This is a genomic window from Methanothermobacter sp. KEPCO-1 (assembly GCF_008033705.1).
Lineage (GTDB): Archaea > Methanobacteriota > Methanobacteria > Methanobacteriales > Methanothermobacteraceae > Methanothermobacter > Methanothermobacter marburgensis.
This window is the reverse complement of the sequence record NZ_CP042937.1, coordinates 662,949-686,265: the sequence shown is the minus strand read 5'-3', so window position 1 is coordinate 686,265 and position 23,317 is coordinate 662,949. Positions and strand designations below refer to the sequence as shown.

The 23,317-nt window shown below is 50.3% G+C and carries 27 protein-coding genes; 4 read left to right on the top strand and 23 right to left on the bottom strand.

Features of this window, described 5'->3' with window-relative positions; genetic code table 11:
* Positions 1-14: 14 nt before the first annotated feature.
* The 13 genes from FVF72_RS03685 to FVF72_RS03625 all read right to left on the bottom strand — a co-directional run bounded on the left by FVF72_RS03685 (position 15) and on the right by FVF72_RS03625 (position 11,336).
* On the bottom strand, positions 15-710 hold the full coding sequence (locus FVF72_RS03685; RefSeq protein WP_147671243.1) for an anaerobic ribonucleoside-triphosphate reductase activating protein: 696 nt from the start codon (positions 708-710) through the stop codon (positions 15-17).
* 5 nt (positions 711-715) lie between these two features.
* Positions 716-1,816: a histidinol-phosphate transaminase gene (gene hisC / locus FVF72_RS03680; RefSeq protein ID WP_147671242.1), complete on the bottom strand. Its 1,101-nt coding sequence runs from the start codon at positions 1,814-1,816 to the stop codon at positions 716-718.
* Positions 1,817-1,864: 48 nt separating this feature from the next.
* Positions 1,865-2,329, bottom strand: a complete 465-nt coding sequence (locus tag FVF72_RS03675) for a gamma carbonic anhydrase family protein (protein WP_147671241.1) — start codon at positions 2,327-2,329, stop codon at positions 1,865-1,867.
* 13 nt (positions 2,330-2,342) lie between these two features.
* Positions 2,343-3,608, bottom strand: coding sequence for a bifunctional sugar-1-phosphate nucleotidylyltransferase/acetyltransferase (glmU, locus tag FVF72_RS03670; RefSeq protein WP_147671240.1), 1,266 nt, complete (start codon positions 3,606-3,608; stop codon positions 2,343-2,345).
* Between the two features lie 4 nt (positions 3,609-3,612).
* Complete coding sequence (gene glmM, locus FVF72_RS03665) at positions 3,613-4,956, bottom strand: phosphoglucosamine mutase (RefSeq protein ID WP_147671239.1); 1,344 nt, start codon at positions 4,954-4,956, stop codon at positions 3,613-3,615.
* Between the two features lies 1 nt (position 4,957).
* Entirely contained in the window at positions 4,958-6,187 is a 1,230-nt protein-coding gene (locus FVF72_RS03660; RefSeq protein ID WP_147671238.1) for a 2,3-bisphosphoglycerate-independent phosphoglycerate mutase, read from the bottom strand.
* A 31-nt stretch (positions 6,188-6,218) separates the two neighbouring features.
* On the bottom strand, positions 6,219-6,902 hold the full coding sequence (locus FVF72_RS03655; RefSeq protein WP_013295015.1) for a TIGR00297 family protein: 684 nt from the start codon (positions 6,900-6,902) through the stop codon (positions 6,219-6,221).
* Positions 6,903-6,921: 19 nt separating this feature from the next.
* A complete protein-coding gene (locus FVF72_RS03650; RefSeq protein WP_013295016.1) occupies positions 6,922-7,509 on the bottom strand; it encodes a 30S ribosomal protein S3ae in 588 nt (195 codons plus the stop codon).
* Between the two features lie 229 nt (positions 7,510-7,738).
* Positions 7,739-8,068 (bottom strand): NifB/NifX family molybdenum-iron cluster-binding protein, encoded by a 330-nt coding sequence (locus tag FVF72_RS03645; protein WP_147671237.1) that lies wholly within the window; start codon positions 8,066-8,068, stop codon positions 7,739-7,741.
* Position 8,069: 1 nt separating this feature from the next.
* The gene (locus FVF72_RS03640; RefSeq protein ID WP_147671984.1) at positions 8,070-8,630 is read right to left on the bottom strand and encodes a flavodoxin family protein; all 561 of its coding nucleotides are present in this window, start codon (positions 8,628-8,630) and stop codon (positions 8,070-8,072) included.
* A gap of 8 nt (positions 8,631-8,638) precedes the next feature.
* Positions 8,639-9,424 (bottom strand): S-methyl-5'-thioadenosine phosphorylase, encoded by a 786-nt coding sequence (gene mtnP, locus FVF72_RS03635; protein WP_147671236.1) that lies wholly within the window; start codon positions 9,422-9,424, stop codon positions 8,639-8,641.
* A 15-nt stretch (positions 9,425-9,439) separates the two neighbouring features.
* Positions 9,440-10,888 (bottom strand): RtcB family protein, encoded by a 1,449-nt coding sequence (locus tag FVF72_RS03630; RefSeq protein ID WP_147671235.1) that lies wholly within the window; start codon positions 10,886-10,888, stop codon positions 9,440-9,442.
* Between the two features lie 25 nt (positions 10,889-10,913).
* On the bottom strand, positions 10,914-11,336 hold the full coding sequence (locus FVF72_RS03625) for an archease (protein WP_147671983.1): 423 nt from the start codon (positions 11,334-11,336) through the stop codon (positions 10,914-10,916).
* 118 nt (positions 11,337-11,454) lie between these two features.
* Here FVF72_RS03625 and FVF72_RS09255 point away from each other — a divergent pair, with 118 nt between their 5' ends.
* The gene (locus tag FVF72_RS09255; RefSeq protein WP_160323173.1) at positions 11,455-11,625 is read left to right on the top strand and encodes a hypothetical protein; all 171 of its coding nucleotides are present in this window, start codon (positions 11,455-11,457) and stop codon (positions 11,623-11,625) included.
* Here FVF72_RS09255 and FVF72_RS03620 read toward each other — a convergent pair whose 3' ends face one another.
* Positions 11,626-12,750 carry an ORC1-type DNA replication protein gene (locus FVF72_RS03620; RefSeq protein ID WP_147671234.1) on the bottom strand — a complete coding sequence of 375 codons (1,125 nt, stop codon included), beginning with the start codon at positions 12,748-12,750 and terminating at the stop codon, positions 11,626-11,628.
* A gap of 332 nt (positions 12,751-13,082) precedes the next feature.
* A complete protein-coding gene (locus tag FVF72_RS03615) occupies positions 13,083-13,781 on the bottom strand; it encodes a 6-hydroxymethylpterin diphosphokinase MptE-like protein (RefSeq protein ID WP_013295024.1) in 699 nt (232 codons plus the stop codon).
* 203 nt (positions 13,782-13,984) lie between these two features.
* On the opposite strand from FVF72_RS03615, the gene FVF72_RS03610 reads away from it, so the two are divergent.
* A complete protein-coding gene (locus FVF72_RS03610) occupies positions 13,985-15,142 on the top strand; it encodes an alanine--glyoxylate aminotransferase family protein (RefSeq protein ID WP_013295025.1) in 1,158 nt (385 codons plus the stop codon).
* A 56-nt stretch (positions 15,143-15,198) separates the two neighbouring features.
* Here FVF72_RS03610 and FVF72_RS03605 read toward each other — a convergent pair whose 3' ends face one another.
* On the bottom strand, positions 15,199-16,773 hold the full coding sequence (locus FVF72_RS03605; protein WP_013295026.1) for a thiamine pyrophosphate-binding protein: 1,575 nt from the start codon (positions 16,771-16,773) through the stop codon (positions 15,199-15,201).
* A 69-nt stretch (positions 16,774-16,842) separates the two neighbouring features.
* On the opposite strand from FVF72_RS03605, the gene acs reads away from it, so the two are divergent.
* The gene (gene acs, locus FVF72_RS03600) at positions 16,843-18,804 is read left to right on the top strand and encodes an acetate--CoA ligase (RefSeq protein ID WP_147671233.1); all 1,962 of its coding nucleotides are present in this window, start codon (positions 16,843-16,845) and stop codon (positions 18,802-18,804) included.
* Between the two features lie 5 nt (positions 18,805-18,809).
* Here the strand turns inward: acs and FVF72_RS03595 are convergent, their stop codons facing one another.
* Entirely contained in the window at positions 18,810-19,262 is a 453-nt protein-coding gene (locus FVF72_RS03595) for a deoxyuridine 5'-triphosphate nucleotidohydrolase (protein ID WP_013295028.1), read from the bottom strand.
* Between the two features lie 90 nt (positions 19,263-19,352).
* Between FVF72_RS03595 and dmpI the strand changes: the two genes are divergently transcribed.
* Entirely contained in the window at positions 19,353-19,538 is a 186-nt protein-coding gene (gene dmpI / locus FVF72_RS03590) for a 4-oxalocrotonate tautomerase DmpI (RefSeq protein WP_013295029.1), read from the top strand.
* Positions 19,539-19,547: 9 nt separating this feature from the next.
* On the opposite strand, the gene FVF72_RS03585 is transcribed toward dmpI, so the two are convergent.
* The 6 genes from FVF72_RS03585 to FVF72_RS03560 all read right to left on the bottom strand — a co-directional run bounded on the left by FVF72_RS03585 (position 19,548) and on the right by FVF72_RS03560 (position 23,309).
* Complete coding sequence (locus FVF72_RS03585) at positions 19,548-20,525, bottom strand: GAF domain-containing protein (RefSeq protein ID WP_013295030.1); 978 nt, start codon at positions 20,523-20,525, stop codon at positions 19,548-19,550.
* A 111-nt stretch (positions 20,526-20,636) separates the two neighbouring features.
* A complete protein-coding gene (ftsY, locus tag FVF72_RS03580) occupies positions 20,637-21,716 on the bottom strand; it encodes a signal recognition particle-docking protein FtsY (RefSeq protein ID WP_147671232.1) in 1,080 nt (359 codons plus the stop codon).
* Positions 21,717-22,142 (bottom strand): prefoldin subunit alpha, encoded by a 426-nt coding sequence (pfdA, locus tag FVF72_RS03575; protein ID WP_147671231.1) that lies wholly within the window; start codon positions 22,140-22,142, stop codon positions 21,717-21,719.
* Positions 22,143-22,146: 4 nt separating this feature from the next.
* A complete protein-coding gene (rpl18a, locus tag FVF72_RS03570) occupies positions 22,147-22,377 on the bottom strand; it encodes a 50S ribosomal protein L18Ae (RefSeq protein ID WP_013295033.1) in 231 nt (76 codons plus the stop codon).
* Positions 22,378-22,380: 3 nt separating this feature from the next.
* Positions 22,381-23,049, bottom strand: a complete 669-nt coding sequence (locus FVF72_RS03565; protein WP_013295034.1) for a translation initiation factor IF-6 — start codon at positions 23,047-23,049, stop codon at positions 22,381-22,383.
* Between the two features lie 14 nt (positions 23,050-23,063).
* Positions 23,064-23,309 carry a 50S ribosomal protein L31e gene (locus FVF72_RS03560; RefSeq protein ID WP_013295035.1) on the bottom strand — a complete coding sequence of 82 codons (246 nt, stop codon included), beginning with the start codon at positions 23,307-23,309 and terminating at the stop codon, positions 23,064-23,066.
* Positions 23,310-23,317: the final 8 nt, after the last annotated feature.

Genomic DNA, 23,317 nt, shown 5'->3' with positions numbered 1-23,317 from the left:
GGTATTTCCCCCGATTATTGAATTTCTTCCTCTCCGAACTCCTCGGTACGTATCTTAACCTTCCTGAAATATTTTTTAATCTTGAGGGCAAGTTCCCTGAGCATGCGTGGTGATGGGGGCTCAAGGTCCTTCAGTTTTTCATCCAGGACCACCCTGTTCCTGAACTGCTGGATAACGTAGATGTCACAGTCTATGGATTCTGCGATAATCTTAAGGTCCTCCCCGTCCATGAGACCAGGCACAAAGGTTGTCCGGCATTCAACCGTAACATCTGAGCCTGCAAGAAGACGGAGGCTCTCCCTAACACCATCACATCTCGCACCGGCAAGTTCCATGTAACGGTGGAAGGGGGCCTTCACATCCACTGCAACATAATCAAGTAAGGGCAGCAACCTCCTGAGGGCCCCTGGGGAGTAACCGTTGGTGTCAAGTTTTGTATGGAGCCCCAGGGAACGTGCGTGCCTTAGTACTACCTCAACATCGTCCACCTGGAGGAGAGGCTCACCACCACTCACCACGACGGCATCAACAAAGTCTGTGTATTTCTCCATATCCTCCATGATATCTGAGAGATCAGCCTCCACCCCGCCATCTATGAGTTCAGGGTTATGGCAGTAGGGGCACCTGAAGTTACACCCTGCTGTGAATATCACAAGGGAGAGTTTACCTGGATATTCAAGGGTTGAAACTGCCATTGAACCTATTTTCATTGAAATCACGAAATGATCTCGGCGAGAACCTCAAGGAACCGTTTATCCTCCTCAAGGGTTCCAACACTCACCCTTATCCAGTACTCATCGAGACCTGAAAATGAGGTACAGTCCCTCACGATGATCCCCCTCCTTAGGAGCTCCTCTGAGAGTTCAGCGGCGGTTTTACCTGTACCCCTCACATCAAGGAGGATGTAGTTTGCATATGATTCAAATACCCTGAGGCTTTCAAAATTCTTAAGTTCCCCATACAGGTATTCCCTGCTCCTTATGGAGTACTCTGCGGATTTTTCCAGGTATTCCCTGTCCTGGAGGGTTGCAAGAGCCGCTGCATGGGATAGCCTTGTGAGGCTGAATACAGGTTTAACCCGGTGCATGTACTCTATAACCTCGGGGCTTCCAAGGCCGTAACCTATCCTCATGCCTGCAAGACCCATGACCTTCGAGAAGGTCCTCATTATAAAGATGTTCTCATGGTCAGATAATAGGTCCACGTTGCTGACACCTGAAAATTCAAAGTAGGCTTCGTCAACAACCACAAGGGCTTCTGTGGACTCTGCAACAGCCTTTATATCCTTCTTATCTATAAGACCGCCTGTGGGGTTGTTGGGTGTGCATAGAAAGACCAGGCGGGTTGAGTCATCAATCGCATCAAGGACCGATTCAAGGTCAAGGCGGTTCTCCTCAACATCCCACCGCGCATGGACTGGCCTTGCATCATGCGCCTGGAGGGTGTATTCATAGTACATATATGAGGGCATCGGCACAACGAAGGCTTCTCCCGGGTCAATGAATGTTCTACCCAGTACATCAATGATCTCATCTGCACCGTCACCACCCACTATGACCTGGTCTCCATCTACGCCGGCATAATCTGCTATGGCTTCATGGAGGTCTTCAAGGTTTGATTCAGGGTACCTGTGGGCGGATTCGAGTTCCCTCTCCATCGCCTTAACCGCGGCTGGCGATGGACCCAGGGGGTTCTCATTGGACCCCAGCTTGATTATATCACTCTCTCTGAGGCCATAATTCTCTGCTATCTCCTTTATGGATCTTCCAGGTACATATGGCTCCATTTTATCAATTACCGGACGAACTCTGACCATAGAATCACTCTTCAACTCATGTTTACAGTTATAGACCCTGTTCGATTTTCAGTCTTTATATTCCTGCGCAAGGTGGAAGTACCTCTCTGCATTCTCCCTTATGGACTCTATCTCATCATCATTGAGCTCCCTGACGGCCCTTGCAGGAACACCCATGATGAGACTTCGGGGCAGGAAACCCTTACCTGAGGTAACAACCGCACCTGCACCGACAATTGAATTTTCAGCCACAAGGGCCCCGTTGAGGATGGTTGAATTCATGCCCACCAGCACATTATCCTGTATGGTGCAGCCATGGAGAACCGCAGCGTGACCCACAGAGACGTAATCACCCACCTTCACAGGGTAGCCGCTGCTTGCATGGACAACACAGTTATCCTGAATATTGGAACGGTATCCTATCCTTATGGGTTCTATGTCACCCCTCAAAACAGCGTTGTACCATACAGATGAGCCATCACCTATCTCCACGTCCCCGATTATTCTGGCGCCTTCAAATACACGGTAAGACACAGTAAAACCACCATCAGTCCCTTATAATGTACTCCTGTTTGAGTATCACAAGTTTATCAGAGGGCACATCCTCGTATATGACGCAGCCTGCACCAATACGGGAACCCTTCCCAACCTTGACACCGGGGTTGAAGCTTGAGTTTATACCGGTCTTCACACCATCCCCGAAAACGGCTCCAAGCTTTCTGCGGCCCGTGTCCACAGACTCCTCCTTAACCCTCATACGTACCGGTCCATCATCAAAACGCAGATTGGCTATATTGGTACCGGCGGCTATGTTGCAGTCTGCCCCTATGACAGAGTCACCCACATAGCTGAGGTGGTTAACGTTGGTACCATCCATTATGATGGAATTCTTGATCTCAACAGCATTACCGATGCTCACGTTATTCCCTATACATGTATGGGCACGGAGGTAACAGTTGGGTCCAATGTCGCAGTCTCTACCTATGTAAACAGGACCCTGAATGTAGGTACCTGACCTTATAATGCTTCCAGCACCCACCACCACCGGACCGTGGATGGTCACACCATCCTCCACTTCCCCATGGATGGACCTCTCAAGGCCCTTCATGAGCTTTTCACTGGCATCCAGGAGCTCCCATGGCCTTCCAACATCTATCCACTCCCTCTCTGATACTATGGCCCTTACTGGGAGGTCATCCCTCACCTGCATCATTATGGTATCTGTTATCTCGTACTCTCCCCTCCGGGATAGGGGGGTCTGCTCTATGTAATCAAAGACAGCTGGACTGAACACATATATACCGGTATTTATGAGGTTCCCGGCATCGACATCAGGGGACGGTTTTTCGATTATCTCCCGTACACAGTCACCCTCGAGCCTGACAGCCCCAAATGAACTCGGGTCGGGAACCTCACGGAGAACCATCAGGGTTTCGGGTTTCATATCACTGTAGGCGGATATCAGATCACCCACAAGCTGTGGGTCGGTTATTATGTCACCGTTCAGGACTATGAACTCGTCACTCACCATACCCGTGGCCTGGCCTATTGCATGGGCTGTTCCAAGGCGTTCATCCTGTTTCACGTAGCTTATGTTGACCCCAAATTCGGATCCGTCACCGAAGTGGGACCTCACCACATCCTCACGGTAACCGGTTATCATGATTATCTCACTGACACCGTTATCCCTGAGGGCATCCACACTGTACTCCACCATTGGTTTGCCTGCAACCGGCAGCATGGTCTTGGGCCTTGTAAGTGTGAGCGGCCGCATTCTTGTACCCTCACCAGCAGTCAGGACGACAGCCTCCATATCATCACCCTATCATATTTTCAAGGTAAGCACGGGTCTTCTCATGTATCTGACGGGCCTCCTCGTCGGTCTTACCCTCAAGGGTTATCCTTATATAGGGTTCTGTCCCTGAGGGCCTCACAAGAACCCAGCTTCCATCCTCCATTGATATACGGACTCCATCTATCGTGTTGATCTCTGCAGAGTCGGTGAACTCACGGCTGAGTTCAGAGGCCACCCTCTCCATGACGGCTCCCTTCCTATCATCTGGGCAGGGAACCTTATCTCTTATATTGGGGTAGGATGGCACCTCATCCAGTAGCACCGAAAGGGGGCCCTTCCGTGAGATGAGCTCGGCCACCCTGAGGGCTGAGAGTATTCCATCGGGGCACATGCAGAAGTCAGGGTGCAGCCAGGTCCCTGAGGGTTCTCCTCCGAAATCAGCACCCTCCTCTGCGATGGAGTTTGCCACATGGACATCACCCACCCGTGTCCTTATGACCTGGCCGCAGTCTCCAAGGCATTCATCCACACAGAGGGATGCATCCACGGTTGTGATGATCTTGCCCCCTATCTCCCTTGCCATGAGGGCCAGGAGTTTATCGAAACTTGCAAACCTTCCCCTGTCATCCACCGCGACCATCCTGTCGGCGTCGCCATCATGGGCTATCCCCAGATCAGCCCCGGTTGATCTGACAGTCTCCATGAGCTCAGAGAGGTTCTCAGGGACAGGTTCAGGGTCACGACCAGGGAAAAACCCATCAGGCTGGGAATTAAGGGTCACAACACTGCAGCCAGCCATCCTGAATATGAGTGGTGATAGGTGGGAGGCTGCACCGCACCCACAGTCAATTACCACCTTTAGGGGTCTTTCAATGCTGACCATTCCAGCGACGGCATCAGCATAGTCATCCCTGAGGTCAACTTCCCTCACTGAGCCGAGGCCATCCCACCCCCTCCTATTAAATTCTCTAGAATGAATTATTGATTCTATGATGCGCTCCTGAGATGGGCTGTAGGCCATTCCATCAGGGTTCCAGAGCTTTATGCCATTGTAGGGGGCGGGGTTGTGGGATGCCGTTATCATTACACCGGCGTCAGCACCCAGCCTTGAAGTCGCGTAACCAACAAGGGGCGTCGGCACCATTCCGAGTCTGATGACGTCACAGCCACACTCGATTATCCCTGCAATCAGGGCACTTTCAAGGAGCTGGCTGGATGTTCTCGTGTCGTAGCCAACAACGACCTTACCTCCCCCCAGGTGGGTTGCAAGGGCCCTTCCAACATCCACCGCAAGTTCAAGCGTCACCTTCTCCCCGAAACGGCCCCTTATGCCAGATGTCCCGAATAATCGCTTTTCCTTCTTCATTTTAAGCCCCGAATTTTTCCTTTCTGTTCATGAGGTCAAGGAGTATGTCCATGACATGAGATCCCCTTATCCTGCAGAGGCCACCAGCAGCCGCGGCCCTCTCACCGAATACACTCACATCATCAACCCTGACCTCTGGCCCGTTTATTGTGATGGGGACAGGGTCCCCTGTGTGGTCCATGACAGATACCGGTGTTGAATGATCCGCAGTGAGTATGAAGTAGATGTCATCGCGTATAAGGTCACCGAGGATGGAGTCAACCCTCTCTATGAACTCAACCTTACCCTCAAGGTCCCCATCATGACCAGCCTCGTCTGCACCATCTATGTTTATGAGCAGAAATTCGTATTCATCATCAAGGGCAGCCTCTATCGCATTCTTTATACTCTCCAGGTCGGTGTCTGTACCACCGGTGGCCCCTTCAACATCAATCACATCCATTCCTGTGATGTGCCCTATACCCCTTATGAGGCCTGTCTCAGCGATACAGGCCGCCCTAAGACCGTAGCGTTTCTCAAATTTTTCAACGTCAGGAACAGCACCCGCACCCCTTGGCAGTATTATATTTGCAGGCGCCTCTCCATTTCTGATTCTTTCGGTGTTCACGGGATGGTCCCTGAGGATTTCATAGGATTCCCTCACCAAATTGTTAAGTATATCGGCGGTTTTCTGTGATTCAGGGGATCCATCAAGGGCTTTCACCTTCTTAGGGGGTTTTCCTTCAGTCTTGGGATCTGCATCTGATACATTATCACCCAGCCCGGGGCCCCTGAGGACCAGGACGGCCCTGTGGCCTGTTGACTCCCTGAAGATTATTTCAACGTCCTCAAATCCATCCAGGGTCATTGAGTTGATGGCCTCTGCTATCTGGGATGTCCCTGACCTTATTCGCCCTGCCCTTCTGTCGGTTATCACAAGGTCATCGTCTGCGGTTGCAAAGTTGCATCTGAATGCAATGTCCCCTGGCCTCACATCCAGCCCCACACCTGCGGCCTCGAATGGACCCCTTCCGGTGTATACACTGTAGGGGTCATATCCCAGTATGGAGAGGTGTGATGTGTCGCTTCCTGCACGGACCCCTGGTCTTATGGGATCCATTATACCATTGATACCTGAACTGGCCAGCCTGTCCATATTAGGGGTTTCTGCGGCCTCAAGAGGTGTTTTACCTCCAAGGCTTTCAATGGGGCGGTCGGCCATTCCATCTATTATCATTATTACCCCTTTCATGATTCACCCACCTTCCTAGATTTATGGATCTCTATGCTAATAAAATTCCTATAACTGCCCCTGTTACCGTTGCAAGGAGGTTAACATGCTCATTGTTGAGGTACTTCCTTCTCTCAAGGACGGCCCCCAGGAGGCTGTCCATGAAGCAGCCCACAGTACCTGCAATCACGGCTATTTTCATTGATTTAAATGGATCGGGACAGACACCAAGCAGAAACGCTGATAAACCAATTATACCGGCCCCTGCTATCCCTGCGGCGGTTCCAACAATGGATATACCCCCATCTGTTCCGGGTTCCACCCTTTGGAGTGTTGTTATGAGGCGTGGTGTCTGCAGAACACCGATTTCACTTGCCATGGTATCAGCGGTCGCTGTTGCAACGGATCCTATGAAACCTCCGAAGAATCCATCATAGTATCCAAAGGCAGCCATTACAAAGGGCACTATTCCGTTGGATATAACATTCTTGGCACTTCTTGTTCCCTCAAAAACTCCAATGGATTTCTTGTATTCATGCCTGTACTTTGTTGAAAGAAGGCCAAGGATCAGAAAAATAAAAATGAGGATCAACCAGTTAAAACCGGCAGATAATATTATGAGCAAGCCCATAAGGACCATGAAGAGGGATCCCCATACATCAAGCGCACCTCTCTGGTATGTTAAAAATCCAATGAATACGCACAGAAGCACGTATCCAATGTTAAGGTCTGTCATGGGGGTCCCGGTCCATGTTTCAGGCTGGTTCCTCTAGAACCCTTGTTTTTATTATCTCAACCCTCTTGAGGGGGTATATCTTCTTTGCCTGGTGGTATATCTCTGAGGCGATCTTTCCTGTTACAATGCCCTCAACGAACTCCTCGAAGGTCTTTTCAGAGGCTATCTCCTTTACGTGTTCCTCTATGCTCTGCCTCATGTATTTCTGCTGTGAGGACTTGGCCCTCCTGATTGTTATGGCCAGTGGATGGACCTTAAGTTTGTAGCCATCCTTTGTTTCAACTATAACAGGGGCATCGACCCTGCTTGTACCCCTCCTTATCATGCTTCTGACGTAGTCTGTTGTGACCTGGTGACCTATGAATTTGGTGGTCGCCTCACTTCCGGCAACGTTGTTTATCTGGAACTTCAGCTTGACGTACTGCTTTGAAAAGTCGCCTGTCAGTTCCCTCATTGTTGCCTCAACCCTCCTCTTGAGGAGGAAATCAGGGTCCCTTGATGGTGTTGTTCCTATATCGTTTTCTCCAAACATTTTAGGACTCTTTATCACATACCATTTCTTCTCTTTCCATGTATCACGTACTCTCCTTCTTCGAGCCTTTGCCATTATATCACCTTAAATTTAACACCGTAAAAACAGCTGGTTTAATATAATTCAAAAAATTCATCTTAACTGGTTAAACCATGATAGGAAGTTTCTACACCGCCAGTTATGAATAGTCTATAATTATGATGAGGCAGTATTTAAACCTTGACATCATGGGGGTAGAGGGTTCACCTTAAGCAGGGATTCACTGCTGTGCGGGGTCCACTTTTGTGGGGTGCGTCCGGGATCTTCAGATGGCAGAGTTCATGAATTCGAAGTGCCTCACCCACCTTTCCAGGACCTCATCAACCGACCCCTCCTCGGCCACAAATTTTAAACCAGCATCCTCGATTCCCATCTTCCCTTTCAAGCCCACCTGGACGGCTATTACAACATCACAGTCCATTATGGAATCGAGAACCTTTCTCCACTGATGCTTATCACCTTCGGTGACATCAACTGCTCTCTCCTCCACGAATTCCATTTTTCCATCGCTGTAGTCATATATTAAAAGTTTTGATGCCCTTCCAAAGTGGAGGTCCACCTCCTCCCCATTGGAGGAGGCGACTGCTATCCTCATATTACTCCCCGCTGTGAATCCTCTTTATGAGTTCGGCCACGTTCTCCCCAAAGCGCCTTATGGTTTCGATTCCCTCATCATCATCCTCAACCTCACCTGGGGCCCATCCAAATACCATGTTCCAGTAGGTTGAACCGGGGACTATCATGTCATTTATGAAGTAGAACATGAGGAGTTCCTGTATCGTTGCTGTGTGGCCTCCCCGCCTCGCAACCGCGATGGGGCCCCCCACCTTCCAGCTCAGGAAGCCGTCTGAGACCCTTGAAACCATTCCGATACGCTGCAGGGCTGACATGAGGTCACCCCTGGCTGTGCCAAAGTATACCGGTGTTGCAACTATTAACCCATCGGCCTCCCTTATCATGTCAATTATCTCGTTGAGGCCATCATCGATCTTGCAGCGGTGCTTCTTTGCACAGCTGAGGCAGGCCCGGCAGGACTCTATGTTCATCCCCCGGAGGGATACTATCTCACATTCAACACCATGACTCTCCACCGCATCCCTGCAGTGCTCAAGCACCATCATGGTGTTGCTTTCCTTCCTTGGACTTGCAGATATCATTAAAACCTTCAAGGGCATTCCTCCATATTTTCATTAACATCAGCGCCGCTCAGGGCACTCTGACAGCTACAGGTAGGGTTTTGGGGGAGCCTTGAAATTGCCCCCTCAAGCGTGTCTATGAGATCCTCCCTCATCTCCTCCATAACCTCAAAGACCTCTGTGATGGTGAGCTTTGAGGGGGATATAGATGCAGCGTAGTTTGATACCAGGCATATGCTTGCATAGCACATCTCGAGTTCCCTTGCAAGCACAGCTTCGGGGATTCCGGTCATCCCAACAACGGTGCCCCCAAGTGACTGGAACATCCTTATCTCGGCGGCTGTTTCGAACCTCGGCCCCTCGGTGCAGACATATACACCCCCATCAACGGCATCTGAGGACTCCACCAGTGCAGAGCGAAGGTCCCTGCAGTAGGGCTCTGTCATATCCACGTGGACTGTCCTCTCATCATAGAATGTTGAGGGCCTATTTTTTGTGAAGTCCAGGAAGTCGTCCGGGACGACAAATTCACCGGGCCCTACGGATTCTTCAAGGGAACCCACAGCGTTTGTTGCCAGTATCTGTCTGACACCCAGTTTCTTCAGGCCCCAGATGTTTGCCCTGTAGTTGACCATGTGGGGTGGGCTCTCATGGCCCCTGGAGTGCCTTGGCATGAATGCCACATCCCTGTCATGAAGCCTGAAAACTGATATTTCAGGTGTTCTGCCGTATGGTGTCTCCAGAGATTCCCTTCCGATTATTCTTCCATGCTCCACTATCTCGTATACCCCTGTGCCTCCGATGAGCCCTATCATTGATTCACCGCCAGACTATCCCTTTGCAACTCCCAGAGGAAGCATCCTTGCAACAAGCCTGGATATGCCGGTCTCGTGGGCTGTCCTGACCACCAGGTCAACATCCTTGTAGGCACCGGGGGCCTCCTCTGCAACCACTGGCATGGATGTTGCCCGCACATAGATGCCCTCACTTTCGAGTTTCCTCTGAACCTCCTCTCCACGGTAGGTTTTCTTTGCACCGGCACGGCTCATTTTTCTCCCTGCCCCGTGGGCGGTCGAACCGAAGGTTTCCTCCATTGCAACCTCTGTTCCGTGGAGCAGGTAGGAGGATGTCCCCATGGTACCTGGAATTATGACCGGCTGACCGATCTTTCTGTATTCACCAGGAATCTCCTTTCTGCCCGGCCCAAAGGCCCTTGTGGCTCCCTTACGGTGGACGAAGAGCTCTGTATCCCGTCCCTTTACAGTGTGAACCTCCCTCTTTGCTATGTTATGTGCCACGTCATAGACGATCTCCATCTCCATATCCTCTGCACTCATTCCGAAGACACTTTCAAAGGACTCCCTCACCCAGTGGACTATCATCTGACGGTTGGCCCAGGCATAGTTTGCTGCGGCTGCCATGGCCTGGAAGTAATCCATGGCCTCATCAGAGTCCACAGGGGCGCAGGCAAGCTGCCTGTCAGGTATGTTTATCTTGTACCTCCTGTATGCCTTGTCCATGATCCTAAGGTAGTCTGAGCATACCTGGTGGCCGCAGCCCCGTGAACCTGAGTGTATCATAACGGCGACCTTGCCTGGGCTCACACCGTAGGCGGCGGCAGCCTCCTCATGGAATATCTCATCTATCATCTGGACCTCGAGGAAGTGGTTACCTGATCCAAGGGATCCCAGCTGGGGTATGCCCCTCTTTTTGGCCTTATCACTGACCTTATCTGCACTGGCATCCTCCATTTTCCCGTTCTCCTCCAGGAATTTAAGGTCCTGATCCCACCCGTATCCATTTTCAACAGCCCATTCGGCGCCGTTTTCAAGAACCTCATCAATTTCACCGGGTCTGAGCCTTATCTTTCCCTTGCTCCCAACACCGGATGGCACGTTGGTGAAGAGGGTGTTTATGAGTTCCTTTATCTTTGGCCTCACATCCTCATGGTCCAGATTGGTCCTGACCATGCGGACACCACAGTTTATGTCGAATCCAACGCCCCCCGGGCTTATGACTCCTGTGCGGGCGCTGAATGCACCCACACCCCCTATGCTGAACCCGTATCCGAAGTGTATATCTGGAAGTCCAATTGAGAACTTCTGGATCCCTGGGAGGCATGCAACGTTTGCCACCTGATCAACCGCACCCTTCTCAAGATCCCTGAGGGCCTCATCCTTCAGGAATATTCTTCCAGGAACCCTCATTCCCTTCTTGTATGAAGTTGGAACTTCCCAGACGGATTCTCTCACCTTAACCAGATCTTCCCTTATATCCATATGCATCATCCTCTCTAATTATAAATCACAGGTCCAGAATAACTCTCGCTTTCATCAAGCCATTCTCTTCAAGGATATCCATCATGTGAAAGGTCACGGCTTTAACCTCATCACGCCTCTCATGGTGGTCCTTGATCACCTCTCCCGAGGCTTTACCTCTAAGCCGCAAGCCATCATCATCTTCATCTATCTTAACTTTGAACTTACTGAATAAAATAAATTCAGTGTCATGTATAAAGAGGAGTTCATCAAGCCAGTCATAGAGTAGCGAAACCATATCCTCGGATTTTATTTCCACACCCCTGCTTTCCTCTGCTTTGACAAGTGATGTGTCTGTCATTATCTCGAACATTGCAAGGGCGGCGTTTTCAAACACCTCCTCGGGTGTACGGCCATAGGCCCAGTATCCTGCATCTGCAGTCACGTCAAAGAATTCAAACCTTTTCATGGGGGACTCTCCATTTATCAGAGGGGCAATGATTATTTCATCCACTGATTAGTTTTCAGATGGTCTCTATCTCTTTTTTTAAATAAATTCCTGGTGAAGATGATAGTGGAGTGGTAGTATGCACAGTCTCAGGAAACCAAACAGTATCAGGAGAAGGTTCTGGCTGCTGACGGTGGCCGGTGTTGATCCAAGGTCATTCATCTTAATCTCAGTTGTGATCTCTGTCATAGTGTGGGGCCTTCTCATGGTGGCGGCAGGGGCCAACTCCAACTGCCCTGCAGGGGTCTGATCAGCCCAGGCACCTCTTAAGTTCATCCCTGCTGAATCTGGGGATCACAATCCTCGAATTACCACGAACACCCTTACCTGTCAGTCTCGTGTCAATGAGCCTCAGAAATTCAAGCTTCTCAATTGTCCTGTTGAATGACGAGTAACTTGCCCCTGTCCTCTCATGGAAGAGCTCATAGAGCCTGCCGGCGGTTATGTCGTCATCCTTGGCCTCAATCATACTAATGAGAAACTCCCTTTCCTGGCTGCTGAGCGTCCTCACGGTGTGCATGAGGTTAACCGGCCCGGCGCTCCCCACAGCCCTTTCAAGGTGTTCCTCTGTTATTACAGGCGATGCATCGGCCTCTGCAAGGTTGCCGCATACCCTCAGGAGGTCTATGCCGTAGCGCAGGTCCCCGGTATCCACGGTGTGATCTGTTATTCTCTCTATGAGTTCATCTGAGATCACGCCTGGATAGAAGCCCACCCTCACACGATCTCTGAGGATATTGAATATCTCCTCGCGGGTGTACGGTGGGAATATGATCTCCTGGGGTATGAATATGGAGTTGACGTTTTTATCAAGGGCGTACCTGAATTCGATGTCAGATAAAACCGCAAATACACCGGTTCTAACACCCTCAAACACCTCATGGGCCCTCAGTATATCGTAAAGGACCTTGTTGGCGTTTTTACTGTAAAAGAGGTGGTTTATATCATCCAGGGCCACCACCAGCGCCCTGTTTTCACTGGCCAGGTGCTGCATTATTGCCTGGTAGATCCTGGAGAACGGCACACCTGTTTCAGGGGGTTGATGCCCGAATATTTTGCTGTAGATCTGTGAGAAGATACCGAATCTTGTGGTGTGAAGCTGACAGTTTATATAGCAGCAGACAACGTTTTCGGATGTTGACTCAACCATTTCAAAGATCTTCTTGATGGCGGTGGTCTTACCTGTTGCACAGGACCCCAGTATGACGGCATTCACGGGCCTTCCATTCCTCAGGGCGGGCCTTATGCAGACTGCAAGGGCTTCCATCTGGGATTCCCTGTACCTGTAGTTTTCAGGGACATAGTCCGGGTCAAAGGCATTCATGTCCCTGAAGATGGTTTCATCATGAAGCAGTATATCCCTTATATCCTTCATATCCTTCACAGCTTATTTTAAATGGGCATGTAGATTTTTTGCAGGAGCACATCAGGATCCTCAGAATGATTTATCTGGTAACGACCTAATAAGGTTTTATCTGGATCAGCCCGCTTATAAGAAGATATGCTGGATCATTTAAAATCAATAATTAGACTCACCTTATTGATTGAACTTGTTGTTAGATGAACTGCAGGCCCTCACAGCAGCATGAATTCAGACCCTCATAAACGTATGATTTATAACCGTAAAGAATGCTCGCAGACATAGTATCTGGCCATTTCTTTCATATTTCAATTGACATGGGTACCTGTGTGGCTTCCATAAAGCAGCTACCATTTCTCTATCTGAATCCTTCCATTCCTTTCAATCCACTCTATCAGTCTCTCAGCATATTCAAGTTTGAGCCTCTTAACTGGATCTGCCCTTCCTGTTTCAGAACCCATATCAGGCCTTGAGTACCTGGTTACAACCTCACCGAAATCCATCCCGGCAAGTACCACGGTTTCTGCACCGAGCGCCTCTGCAAGGAAAACGGCCCTGTCACCATCCGTGAAGCCCCCAAAATTGTATATGCATCCATAGGGGACACTCTGGGTTGTCCCTATAAGGTTCTGGAGGCGTGGAAGATACTTCCTGAGCGCCTCAAGGTTGTTGCCGTGGGCATGAACCACCAGGGAGGCCCCCCTCCTGTTGGCCTCAATTATATCCTCCATTCTACCGTCAAGGTCCGTCACGATTATATGGGGGATTAAACCCTCCTCAAGAAGCGCTGTTGTCGCGCCATCTGCCGCCACTATGGTAACATTCCCTCTGACCTCTTTGAATCTTTTAACGTGTTTCCTGAGTGATGGCCCAGCACCGAATACGATGAAGTCCAGTGAGGGAACCGTGAGGCTTTCGGGGCCCGGACAGCCATGTTCCCTCAGGAAGGATTCCAGGTAGGATGCAGACTCCTCATCGGCCTTCCTGCTGAATCCAAAGTCATCAAGTATTCGCCCATACCATTCGAGCCAGACTTCCATTTCCATGGGACGAATCTATCAGGGGGGATATATGATTCTTTTGATCAGACACACACTTTCTGGTTCCATCCAATGGCAGAGCCCGGTGACCTCCGTGGTCCTCCAACTTGAACCTTATGGCATCATCACATGTGTAAATCTTTTTAAATGCACGGATTAAAAATAAGTACAGGTTACAGAATCCACTTGAATCTGGAGGTTTTTTGGAAATGGATGAAACACTGCTTATGATCCCCGGGCCAACACGGGTGGCCCAGAGAGTCCTTAAGGCAATGTCAGAGAACATTGTTAACCACAGGAGCGCACTGTTTGGTAAAATACTCACTGAAACAACTGAGATGATGTCAGATGTCTTCAGGACAAACAATAAATCTTACCTGCTAACAGGGTCGGGGACGGCTGCCATGGAGGCGGCGGTTGCAAACATCATCGAACCAGGTGACAGGGTCCTGAACGTTGTTGGAGGCAAATTCGGCCAGCGGTTTGCACAGATAGTTGAGGCCTTTGGCGGGGAACCAATCAGGATAGATGTGGAGTGGGGCAGCGCCGTCAACCCCGATGAGATTGGATATACGCTTGAGGAGAATGATGATATAAAGGCAGTTACCGTTGTCCACAATGAGACATCAACCGGTGTTGCAAACCCAATAAAGGAGATAGGTAAGATAATGGCGGATTACGACGCCCTCTACATAGTTGACACGGTCTCGTCTCTTGGTGGGGACGAGGTTGATGTTGACGGCTACGGCATAGACATCTGCGTGACCGGCTCACAGAAGTGCCTTGCAGCCCCGCCTGGCATGGCAGCCATAACACTCAGCGACGACGCCTGGAGGGTTGTTGAATCAGTGGATAACCCCAGGACATACTACCTGAACCTCAAGAAGTACAGGAAGAGCGGGGATGCCGAGCCACCTGAAACCCCCTACACACCCGCAGTCTCACTGATATACGCAATGCATGAGGCACTTCAGGTGATAATGGAGGAGGGACTCAGCAACAGGATAAAGAGGCATAAGCTGGCGGCTGAGGCAACCAGGAATGCCATAAAGGCCCTCAACCTCGAACTCTTCCCTGATGAATCGGTATCATCAACCACAGTAACGGCCGTTAATCTCCCTGAGGGCGTCACCGATGGGGAACTCAGGGGGACAATGAGGAACAAGTACCACGTTGAACTCGCAGGGGGCCAGGACCACCTCAAGGGCAAGATATTCAGGATAGGTCACATGGGTAACATAACCCACAGGGAACTTATAACAACATTCTCAGCCCTGGAGATGACCCTAAGGGAGCTGGGCTTTGAACTTGAAATGGGAGAGGCAGTGGCCGCGGTTGCTGACACCTACCTCCCTGAGGATGTCTGAACTGGATTATTTTTCTTTAATTCTTTTTCAGGCCAAAAATTCCTTTTTTTCTCCAGTTAAGGATCTAGATCTGGAAGCGGTATGTTCTCCTCTTCAACCATTAACTCCACGAGATAGGGTTCTCCTGAATCAAGGCCCCTCTCAACGGCCCCTGCAACTTCACCAATTTCATAAACCCTCTCTGCACATATACCATATGCACCTGCAAGCCTCACAAAATCAGGGTTCCTCATCTTAACGGAGTAGCTTTCACCGTATTTCATCTCCTGCCACTGCCTTATAACATCAAGCTGCCCGTTGTTCAGTATGCACATGGTGATTCCAAGGTCCAGTTCAGCCACGGTCCCGAGTTCCTGTATGGTCATCTGGAAACCCCCGTCCCCTGCCACCAGCAGAACATCGTCGTCTGGCCTTGCAATTTTGGCACCCACTGCAGCAGGCAGGCCATACCCCATGGGTCCAAAGCCCCCGGAGAAGAGGAGGCCGCGTTCCCTGAGAACCCTCCGGTGGAGGGTGACCCAGGTTGTGTGACTTCCCGCATCACTGACCACAACCGCATCTGGAGCCGCATCTAGGATGCTGCGGACGGCTGAGGAGGTCCTGAGGATTTTCTCTTCGCCAGCAGGTAAATCATAGAGGGGAGGATTTTTGACTCTGAAGCCATAAAGTTCCCTTAACCATCTCACAGGATGTTTCACGCGAATACCATGCATCAGGAAGTCCCTTACATTCATATTTAACCTGAAATCGCCCCTCAGGACATTGGGGTCTGTATTCACGTGTATAATCCGGGGGTTACCAATCGCCGCTGAGGTCCTGTCCGAGAGCCTTGAGCCGAGCACGAGGAGAACATCACATTCCCTTGCAGCATAGTTTCCTGTGGGAGTCCCCCTTGTCCCCGCCATTCCAAGGCAGAGTGGGTGGTCCTCAGGGAGAACACCCCTCCCACTGTAGGTCGTCACAACCGGGAGCAGGTTTTCAGTGATAAACTTCCTGAACCCCTCAACGGCCCCGGCCCAGATTATACCCGCACCTGCCAGGACCAGGGGCTTTTCTGCTGACCTCAGAACTTCAATGACATCATCAAGGCATGGTGTTTTACCTGGTGTGCTGGGGGGTTTTTCAATGGTCCCCACCCCCTCCTCAAGCACATCCTTGGGGAGGTTGATGTGCATCACCCCGGTGACTCCCCTCTCAAATGCATCGAGGGCATCAAGGAGTGCAAGGGCAGCATCCTCCCCATTACGGGCGGTTCTACTTTTCTTCACAACTGGACTGAAGACACCCTCTATGTCTGCTTCCTGGAACCTGCCCCCACCTTCACCCCGGGGCAGGTCCCCTGTTAGGGCTATGAGGGGCACAGAATCGGTGTTTGCAGCAGCCACGCCCATCACAAGGTTCAGGGCCCCGGGGCCACCGGTGGCCACGCATACACCTGGCCTTCCAGAGGCCCGGGCGTAGCCGTCTGCAGCATGGACAGCTCCCTGTTCGTGCCTCATGAGAACATGCTGAATCTCCGATTTTCTGAGGGCCTCATAGAGGGGGAGTATCTGTTCACCGGGATGCCCGAATATGTGGGTGAAACCTACCTCCTCAAGCATCTCTGTGAGGATCTCTGCGCACACCTTCATGACTTCAAGTATATTCTGCCAACTATTTAAATCATGAAATAAAAAAATTACCATAAGTGGGGGTTTATTATGAGCGGGCAGCTAGATTCTCTCCTTAAGGAGGAACGAATTTTCAATCCAGATGATGAGACAGTTAGAAACAGCAATATAAGGATCTGGATGGATAAACATGGCATAGGGGATTATGATGAGCTCCTTGAGAGGGCAAGGTCAGATCCTGAATGGTTCTGGGATGAAATGGCATCTGAACTTGAATGGTTCAGTCCATACGAGAGGGTCCTTGAATGGGAACCACCCCATGCCAGATGGTTCACAGGCGGAAGGTTCAATATAACCTACAATGCACTTGACAGGCACGTGGCTGGCCCTGAAAAGAACAGGGTCGCCTATATATGGGAGGGTGAGGATGGTAGCGTCAGAAAACTCACCTACTATGACCTCTACCGTGAGGTTAACCGTCTTGCCAATGCACTGAAGGGCATGGGTGTCAGGAAGGGGGACCGTGTGAGCATCTACCTTCCCATGGTACCGGAGCTTCCGGTTGCGATGCTGGCATGCGCAAGGATAGGGGCCGTTCACAGCGTCGTATTCAGCGGTTTCTGGGCCAAGGCGTTCCGTGAGAGGGCTGCAGATGCAGAGGCAAAGGTTGCAATAACTGCAGATGCATTCTACCGGAGGGGTAAGGTAATAAGGCTCAAGGATACCCTCGATATGGTAGCAGATGACATACCATCACTTGAGAGGGTCATAGTTGTTGACAGGCTCGGGGAGGATGTGAACATGGTTGGGGGGCGGGATGTGCGCTGGGAGGATGCAGTTGAGGGGATGAGTGATGAATGTCCCTGTGAAGAGCTTGACCCGGAGGACCCCCTTTTCATACTCTACACATCTGGCACCACAGGAAAACCCAAGGGGGTGGTGCACACACATGGGGGTTACGCAGCTGGTGTGAGTTCCACCTACCGGTTTGTCTTTGATGTGAAGGAAAGGGACATCTGGTGGTGCGCAGCTGATATTGGGTGGATAACAGGTCACAGCTACATAGTCTATGCCCCCCTCATTGAGGGCTCAACATCGGTTATGTATGAGGGGGCCCCTGATTACCCTGACCCTGGAAGGATATGGAGCATGATTGAAAGGTATGGTGTGACCATATTCTACACCGCCCCCACAACCATCAGGCTCTTCATGAAGTACGGGAACAAGTGGCCTGAAAAGTATGACCTCAGCACCCTCAGGCTCCTTGGATCCGTGGGTGAACCCATAAACCCTGAGGCATGGATGTGGTACTACAGGACGATTGGTGGTGGCAGATGTCCAGTGATGGATACCTGGTGGCAGACAGAGACCGGGATGCACATGATAACACCCCTTCCTGTAACACCACTCAAGCCGGGGTCTGCAGGAAAGCCCTTTCCCACCGTGGTGGCTGATGTGGTTGATGATAACGGTGAGAGCATACGTGGAAGCGGGGGGCACCTGGTTATAAGGACACCCTGGCCTGCGATGTTCAGGACACTGTTCAGGGAACCTGAGAGGTATGTGGAGGCATACTGGAGCACCTTCCCGGGGGTTTACCTCAGCGGGGATGTTGCAAGGATAGACGAGGATGGCTACTTCTGGATACAGGGAAGGGAGGATGATGTCCTCAATGTCGCAGGTCACAGGATAAGCACCGCAGAGGTTGAATCGGCCCTTGTAAGCCACCCTGACGTTGTTGAGGCAGCGGTGGTCGGAAAACCTGATATACTGAAGGGTGAGGAGATAGCGGCATTCGTGACACTCAGGGGCACCGTGAAGCCGGCACCACGCCTCAAGGGCGTTCTGAGGGAGCACGTCAGGAGGGAAATAGGGCCAATAGCAAGTCCGAGTTACATTGAATTCGTTGAGGACCTGCCAAAAACACGTTCAGGTAAGATAATGAGGAGGGTTATAAAGGCCCTTATAAGGGGTGAAGACACCGGTGATCTGAGCACACTCTCAAACCCCGAGTCTGTGAAGATGCTTGAGGAGAGGCTTCAGACAATTTAATCCAGTCAGTCCTCCTGGTAGCTCCCGCTGTACCTCCCAGAACCCTTGACAGGGAATACAACTCCCTGCGCTATCCTCTCACCCCTTTTGATCCTGTACTCATATTCACCACAGTTCTGGACAAGGAACTGGAGCGTCCCCCTGAATCCAGGGTCCCCAACCGCGGTGTGGACCGATACAAAGGATCGCAGCAGAGTTGACCTTGGAAGGTAAAGCATTGCATAACCCTCAGGTATCTCTATCCTTCTATCAACACTCACAAGATAGGATTTCCCTGGTTCCAGTGTGTATACAGGAGGATCCAGCCTTTCAAGGGGTGGCAGATTCTTTTCATCGTCAATCAGTGAACCTGGACCTGCCTGCCGGTAAACCTCATCAACACGGAGGTCAATCCCAGCCGGCTGTACCAGTTCCTTGAAATCCGGAAAAAGTCTTATTAACTCCTTTTCTCCGATCATATTTCATTCCTCTCTGTTTGATACTGTGATATAAGCTTATCCAGTTTAAGACTTATTAGATGTGACTCCATAGTTATATCTGGTGGTACCATGCCTGTTATTCAGATAAGCTGCAACAAGCTGACAAGGGAAAAGAAGAGGGAACTTGTAAAACGCATAACAGAGGTCTCAAGTGAGGTGATGGGCCTTCCAGAGTCAACCATAACAGTACTCATAAGGGAGGTCCCACCTGAGGATGTTGGTGTTGGGGGGATACTCCTCTCTGACAGAGATTGACAGATTTTTTTAATTTTCAGCTGGAGAATGATCAATTAAAAATACTGTTACAGTGTCCTCTGAGGTTTTAACGGTTCTCAATTCCAGAAACTTCACAGAATCCCCGTTACAGTACTGAAGACGTTCCCACCTGGAATCATCACCCCTCTCAGCTGCCCTGACCACCTCTTTTAAATCATCCTCATGAAGACCGCTGAGCACATCCTCAATACGCTCACCACCTGCAGTCTCCAGGCCGGTTAAGACTGAGGCTGCTCTATTGAGTTCATCAAGCTGGATACCATCCCCAACCCTGAAGTTGAGTATGGCCAGAGGGGTTGATTCAAAAATTTCCCTGAATAATTCCTCCCTTCTTTCAAGTTCAGTTATCCTTTTATCCATTTCACCAAGGACAATTTCAGATTCAAGGCGGAATGATATGTCACCTGCAAGTTCACCTAGGAGTTCCACCTCTTCAGGGTCGAATGAACCCTTCTCTGAGGAGTAAACGGTAAGGGCCCCTATGTTCTCGTCCCTGACCCTGATGGGAAGTCCCATAACAGACATGTACCCCCTGTCAATGGCCTCATCCCTCCACGGCGCGAATGATGGATCATTCTCTGTATCCCTTATAATTACGGGTTTCCCCTCCTTTATGGACCTTCCTGTGGGCCCCTCACTGTACCTGCCCTCACCCCAGCTCACCCTTATGGATTCAAGGTATCCCTCATGGAACCCATACTTGGTGGATTCCTCGGAGTGTGCCGATAGAAAAACAACAGGTATATCAAGATCCTTTATCCTCTCTGCAGCCTCAACGCCACTCATGGGACCCCTGAGGATTATGTCCATGAGAATAAGGTCTGGACGGTGTTTCTCTGCAAGTTCAACTGCAGCCTCCCCGCTGTGGGCAATTCCGATTACATCGTAACCCTGGAATTCCAGTTTCCTCTGGAGGTCCATTGCAGTTATTGCCTCATCCTCAACCAGCAGTATCCTTGCAGTCATCTGGAAACCCCCTCATGGGAAATGGAGATCGCATTGTATAAAAATAGATCACATTGTATAAAAATTTTTGGATAATGTGGAGGGATGACTGCTAATAAAATGAAAATCAGGTCAGGTAAACAGCTGATTGACCATCCATTCGGGCTGGAATTCCATGATGTCATCGTAGCCCTGTCCCGTACCGATGAATATTATGGGCTTACGGATCATGTAACCAATGGATAATGCTGCACCGCCACGGGCATCGGCATCGGCCTTGGTGAGGATAACGGCATCTATGCCCACTGCTTCATCAAATTTTGTCGCCTGTTCAATGGCATCGTTACCTGTAAGGGCATCGCCAACAAATACTATGAGGTCAGGCTTCACAACCCTCTTTATCTTGGCCATCTCATCCATGAGGTTGACGTTTGTCTGCATTCGCCCCGCCGTGTCTATTAGGACAACATCCTTACCCTGGGCCTTAGCATGGGATACGGCATCGAAGGCCACTGCAGCAGGGTCAGCCCCCTTGCGGTGGCTTATAATTTTAACACCAAGTTTATCTGCGTGTTCATGTATCTGCTCTATCGCCCCTGCACGGAATGTATCTGCTGCAGCCATAACAGGTTCAAGGCCCATCCTCATGAAGTACCTGGCCACCTTGGCGATGGTGGTTGTCTTACCTGTACCGTTTATACCCACGAACATTATAACAAGGGGCTTCCTTTTTTCTACGAGTTCTCTGATTTTAACTCCATCAACACTCAGAACATCCATGACGGCCTTTTTAAGGGCTTCCCTTGTGTAGTCTGAGATCTCGGTGCTCCTCTTAACCTTTTTACCAACCAGCTCCTCCCTGAGTTCCTCAACGATTCTTTCAGCCACTTCAAGGGCCACGTCACTTTCAAGGAGGGCCATTTCCAGTTCCCAGAGGACGTCCTCAACGTCCTTCTCTGATATCTTCTTTTCCCTGAAAAATGAAAGGAAACCTGAGCCCTCTTCATCGCTCCGGTCATCGGTTTTATCATCCTCTGATTCTGGAATGGGAGTCTCAGATTCTGTCTTCTCGGTTTCAGTAGCTGCCACAGGCTCAGGGCGGCTATCTTCTGGGGAAACCTTCTCATCCTCAGATGGGGCTTCAGCACCTGAGACCTTTTCGGTGATCTTCCCCACTGTTTCAGTGAATTTTTTCTTCAGAGATTCAAACACTTACTCCTCACTTCCCCTTACCCTTTTAAGGAGTTCCTCTGCCTGAGGAGATAACTTGAGGATGATGTCGGTTATCTTGCGGAGGTTCTCACCCATCTTCTGGAGTGTTGCCTCAAGTTCCTTCTTCTGCGAGTCGATGGTTTTCATGGCGTCCTCAAAGTTCTTCTTTATGGCAACACCAGCACCAACACTCATTATGACCTCGCTTGTCTCCTTGAGTTCTGCCTTTATGAAGGAACCGGCACCAACAGGTACAAGGGTTTCAGAGCCTTCCTTTTCCTGGATGTCCTTCAGTGTGTTTTCAAGTATCTCCAGTTCACTGATCGTTGCCCGGACAGCCTCCATCTGCTGCTGGATGAGTTCTGCCTGGTTCTGGTAAATGTTGAGCTGGTTAACTATCTCCTCAAGTTTCTGCTGGTCTTCCATGGGATCACCTCTGGACCAGCGCCCTGACCACCGGGTCCTCTACCTCCTCGGGTGATATCTCCTCTATCTCCTCAATCATAACCTTGCTTCTCGGAACCCTGTGTTTACTTCCGAATTCTGAGTAGAGTCTTTCGTAGATCTCCTCTTCCTTTATTGCCTTGAGTTCCTTTGTGAATGGCTGAAGTTTATCACCCATCTGGAACTTTCCTTTAACCCTAAATATCTTCGTTTTCATTTTTCATCCCTCAAGAAAACCTAAAGCTTCTTCTATCCTTGCAAGTTCAGGTCCTGTGGTTTCTTCACCCACAAGGACACCATTTGAGTTGGCTGCTGAGCAGGCACCTACCAGTGCTACCCCATGGTTGACGGTGCCAACATCTGCCTCCACTCCCAAAGCCCCCTCAATAACCCTCATTTCATCCTCTGAGGTGTGGGGGTGCAGGAGTGCTCCGCGGTTGGTCACAGCCCCCAGGGATCCTATGATGTTGAGGCCTGCAACTGTGGATACCTTAACATCAACCTCAAGAACATCCCCTATAACATTCAGGGCATCCTCTGATAGCAGTGGACTTGCAACAGCACCATTATCATTGGCCAGAACAAGGTTGCCAACTGCTGTGAACCTGTCGGGGATGCGGGTAACCTCAAGACCTGCAGCCATGAGCGCCTCAACTTCACGGTCCATGGCCTGGTTTGAAACCACGAAACCGTTTGAATTTCCGGCTGAAAGCGCCCCGTTGAGGCTGCTGCCACTGAGGGATGTCCTCAGGACTTCAACTTCAAGGGCCTCCCTCAGTGCATCCTCAAATTTTGGGGATGCATTCACAGGTATGAGGGCCACACTGTCAGTTACAGAGATGTAGACTCCAAGGTTGGGGTTTCCGCTGAGGTTGATCCTTCTGATCATAATCCACCATTTTTTTATTCTTCGAGAATGGCTTCCACCACGCCGTCCTCATCCTTGACGGCTCTGACCTTTATCCTGGGGGGAATCTTCTGGATACCCCTCTCCCAGATTTTTTCGTTGATGGATTCATCAATTTTAACAGTGTCTGTCTTCATGTGTTTCATGAGAAATTCCCTGACAATCTTAACAGCCTTCGGTGCTCTTATGGTTCTTGGAACTTCCTTTGCCTTCCTAAGGGGTATAACGTAAATTCTCTCCATGTTAAGAT

Bases quoted from the DNA above. Each gene is read 5' to 3' on its own strand.
- rpl18a (WP_013295033.1), bottom strand. From the start codon at position 22,377: ATGAAAACGAAGATATTTAGGGTTAAAGGAAAGTTCCAGATGGGTGAT.
- dmpI (WP_013295029.1), top strand. From the start codon at position 19,353: ATGCCTGTTATTCAGATAAGCTGCAACAAGCTGACAAGGGAAAAGAAG.
- glmM (WP_147671239.1), bottom strand. From the start codon at position 4,956: ATGAAGAAGGAAAAGCGATTATTCGGGACATCTGGCATAAGGGGCCGT.
- FVF72_RS03585 (WP_013295030.1), bottom strand. From the start codon at position 20,525: ATGACTGCAAGGATACTGCTGGTTGAGGATGAGGCAATAACTGCAATG.
- glmU (WP_147671240.1), bottom strand. From the start codon at position 3,608: ATGGAGGCTGTCGTCCTGACTGCTGGTGAGGGTACAAGAATGCGGCCG.
- FVF72_RS03560 (WP_013295035.1), bottom strand. From the start codon at position 23,309: ATGGAGAGAATTTACGTTATACCCCTTAGGAAGGCAAAGGAAGTTCCA.
- acs (WP_147671233.1), top strand. From the start codon at position 16,843: ATGAGCGGGCAGCTAGATTCTCTCCTTAAGGAGGAACGAATTTTCAAT.
- FVF72_RS03630 (WP_147671235.1), bottom strand. From the start codon at position 10,888: ATGGATATAAGGGAAGATCTGGTTAAGGTGAGAGAATCCGTCTGGGAA.
- FVF72_RS03685 (WP_147671243.1), bottom strand. From the start codon at position 710: ATGAAAATAGGTTCAATGGCAGTTTCAACCCTTGAATATCCAGGTAAA.
- FVF72_RS03660 (WP_147671238.1), bottom strand. From the start codon at position 6,187: ATGAAAGGGGTAATAATGATAATAGATGGAATGGCCGACCGCCCCATT.
- FVF72_RS03625 (WP_147671983.1), bottom strand. From the start codon at position 11,336: ATGAAAAGGTTTGAATTCTTTGACGTGACTGCAGATGCAGGATACTGG.
- FVF72_RS03650 (WP_013295016.1), bottom strand. From the start codon at position 7,509: ATGGCAAAGGCTCGAAGAAGGAGAGTACGTGATACATGGAAAGAGAAG.
- FVF72_RS03610 (WP_013295025.1), top strand. From the start codon at position 13,985: ATGGATGAAACACTGCTTATGATCCCCGGGCCAACACGGGTGGCCCAG.
- FVF72_RS03655 (WP_013295015.1), bottom strand. From the start codon at position 6,902: ATGACAGACCTTAACATTGGATACGTGCTTCTGTGCGTATTCATTGGA.
- pfdA (WP_147671231.1), bottom strand. From the start codon at position 22,142: ATGGAAGACCAGCAGAAACTTGAGGAGATAGTTAACCAGCTCAACATT.
- hisC (WP_147671242.1), bottom strand. From the start codon at position 1,816: ATGGTCAGAGTTCGTCCGGTAATTGATAAAATGGAGCCATATGTACCT.
- FVF72_RS03565 (WP_013295034.1), bottom strand. From the start codon at position 23,049: ATGATCAGAAGGATCAACCTCAGCGGAAACCCCAACCTTGGAGTCTAC.
- mtnP (WP_147671236.1), bottom strand. From the start codon at position 9,424: ATGATAGGGCTCATCGGAGGCACAGGGGTATACGAGATAGTGGAGCAT.
- FVF72_RS03640 (WP_147671984.1), bottom strand. From the start codon at position 8,630: ATGATATCTGCAAGTCCAAGGAAGGAAAGCAACACCATGATGGTGCTT.
- FVF72_RS09255 (WP_160323173.1), top strand. From the start codon at position 11,455: ATGCACAGTCTCAGGAAACCAAACAGTATCAGGAGAAGGTTCTGGCTG.
- FVF72_RS03595 (WP_013295028.1), bottom strand. From the start codon at position 19,262: ATGATCGGAGAAAAGGAGTTAATAAGACTTTTTCCGGATTTCAAGGAA.
- FVF72_RS03615 (WP_013295024.1), bottom strand. From the start codon at position 13,781: ATGGAAATGGAAGTCTGGCTCGAATGGTATGGGCGAATACTTGATGAC.
- FVF72_RS03645 (WP_147671237.1), bottom strand. From the start codon at position 8,068: ATGAGGATAGCAGTCGCCTCCTCCAATGGGGAGGAGGTGGACCTCCAC.
- FVF72_RS03620 (WP_147671234.1), bottom strand. From the start codon at position 12,750: ATGAAGGATATAAGGGATATACTGCTTCATGATGAAACCATCTTCAGG.
- FVF72_RS03605 (WP_013295026.1), bottom strand. From the start codon at position 16,773: ATGAAGGTGTGCGCAGAGATCCTCACAGAGATGCTTGAGGAGGTAGGT.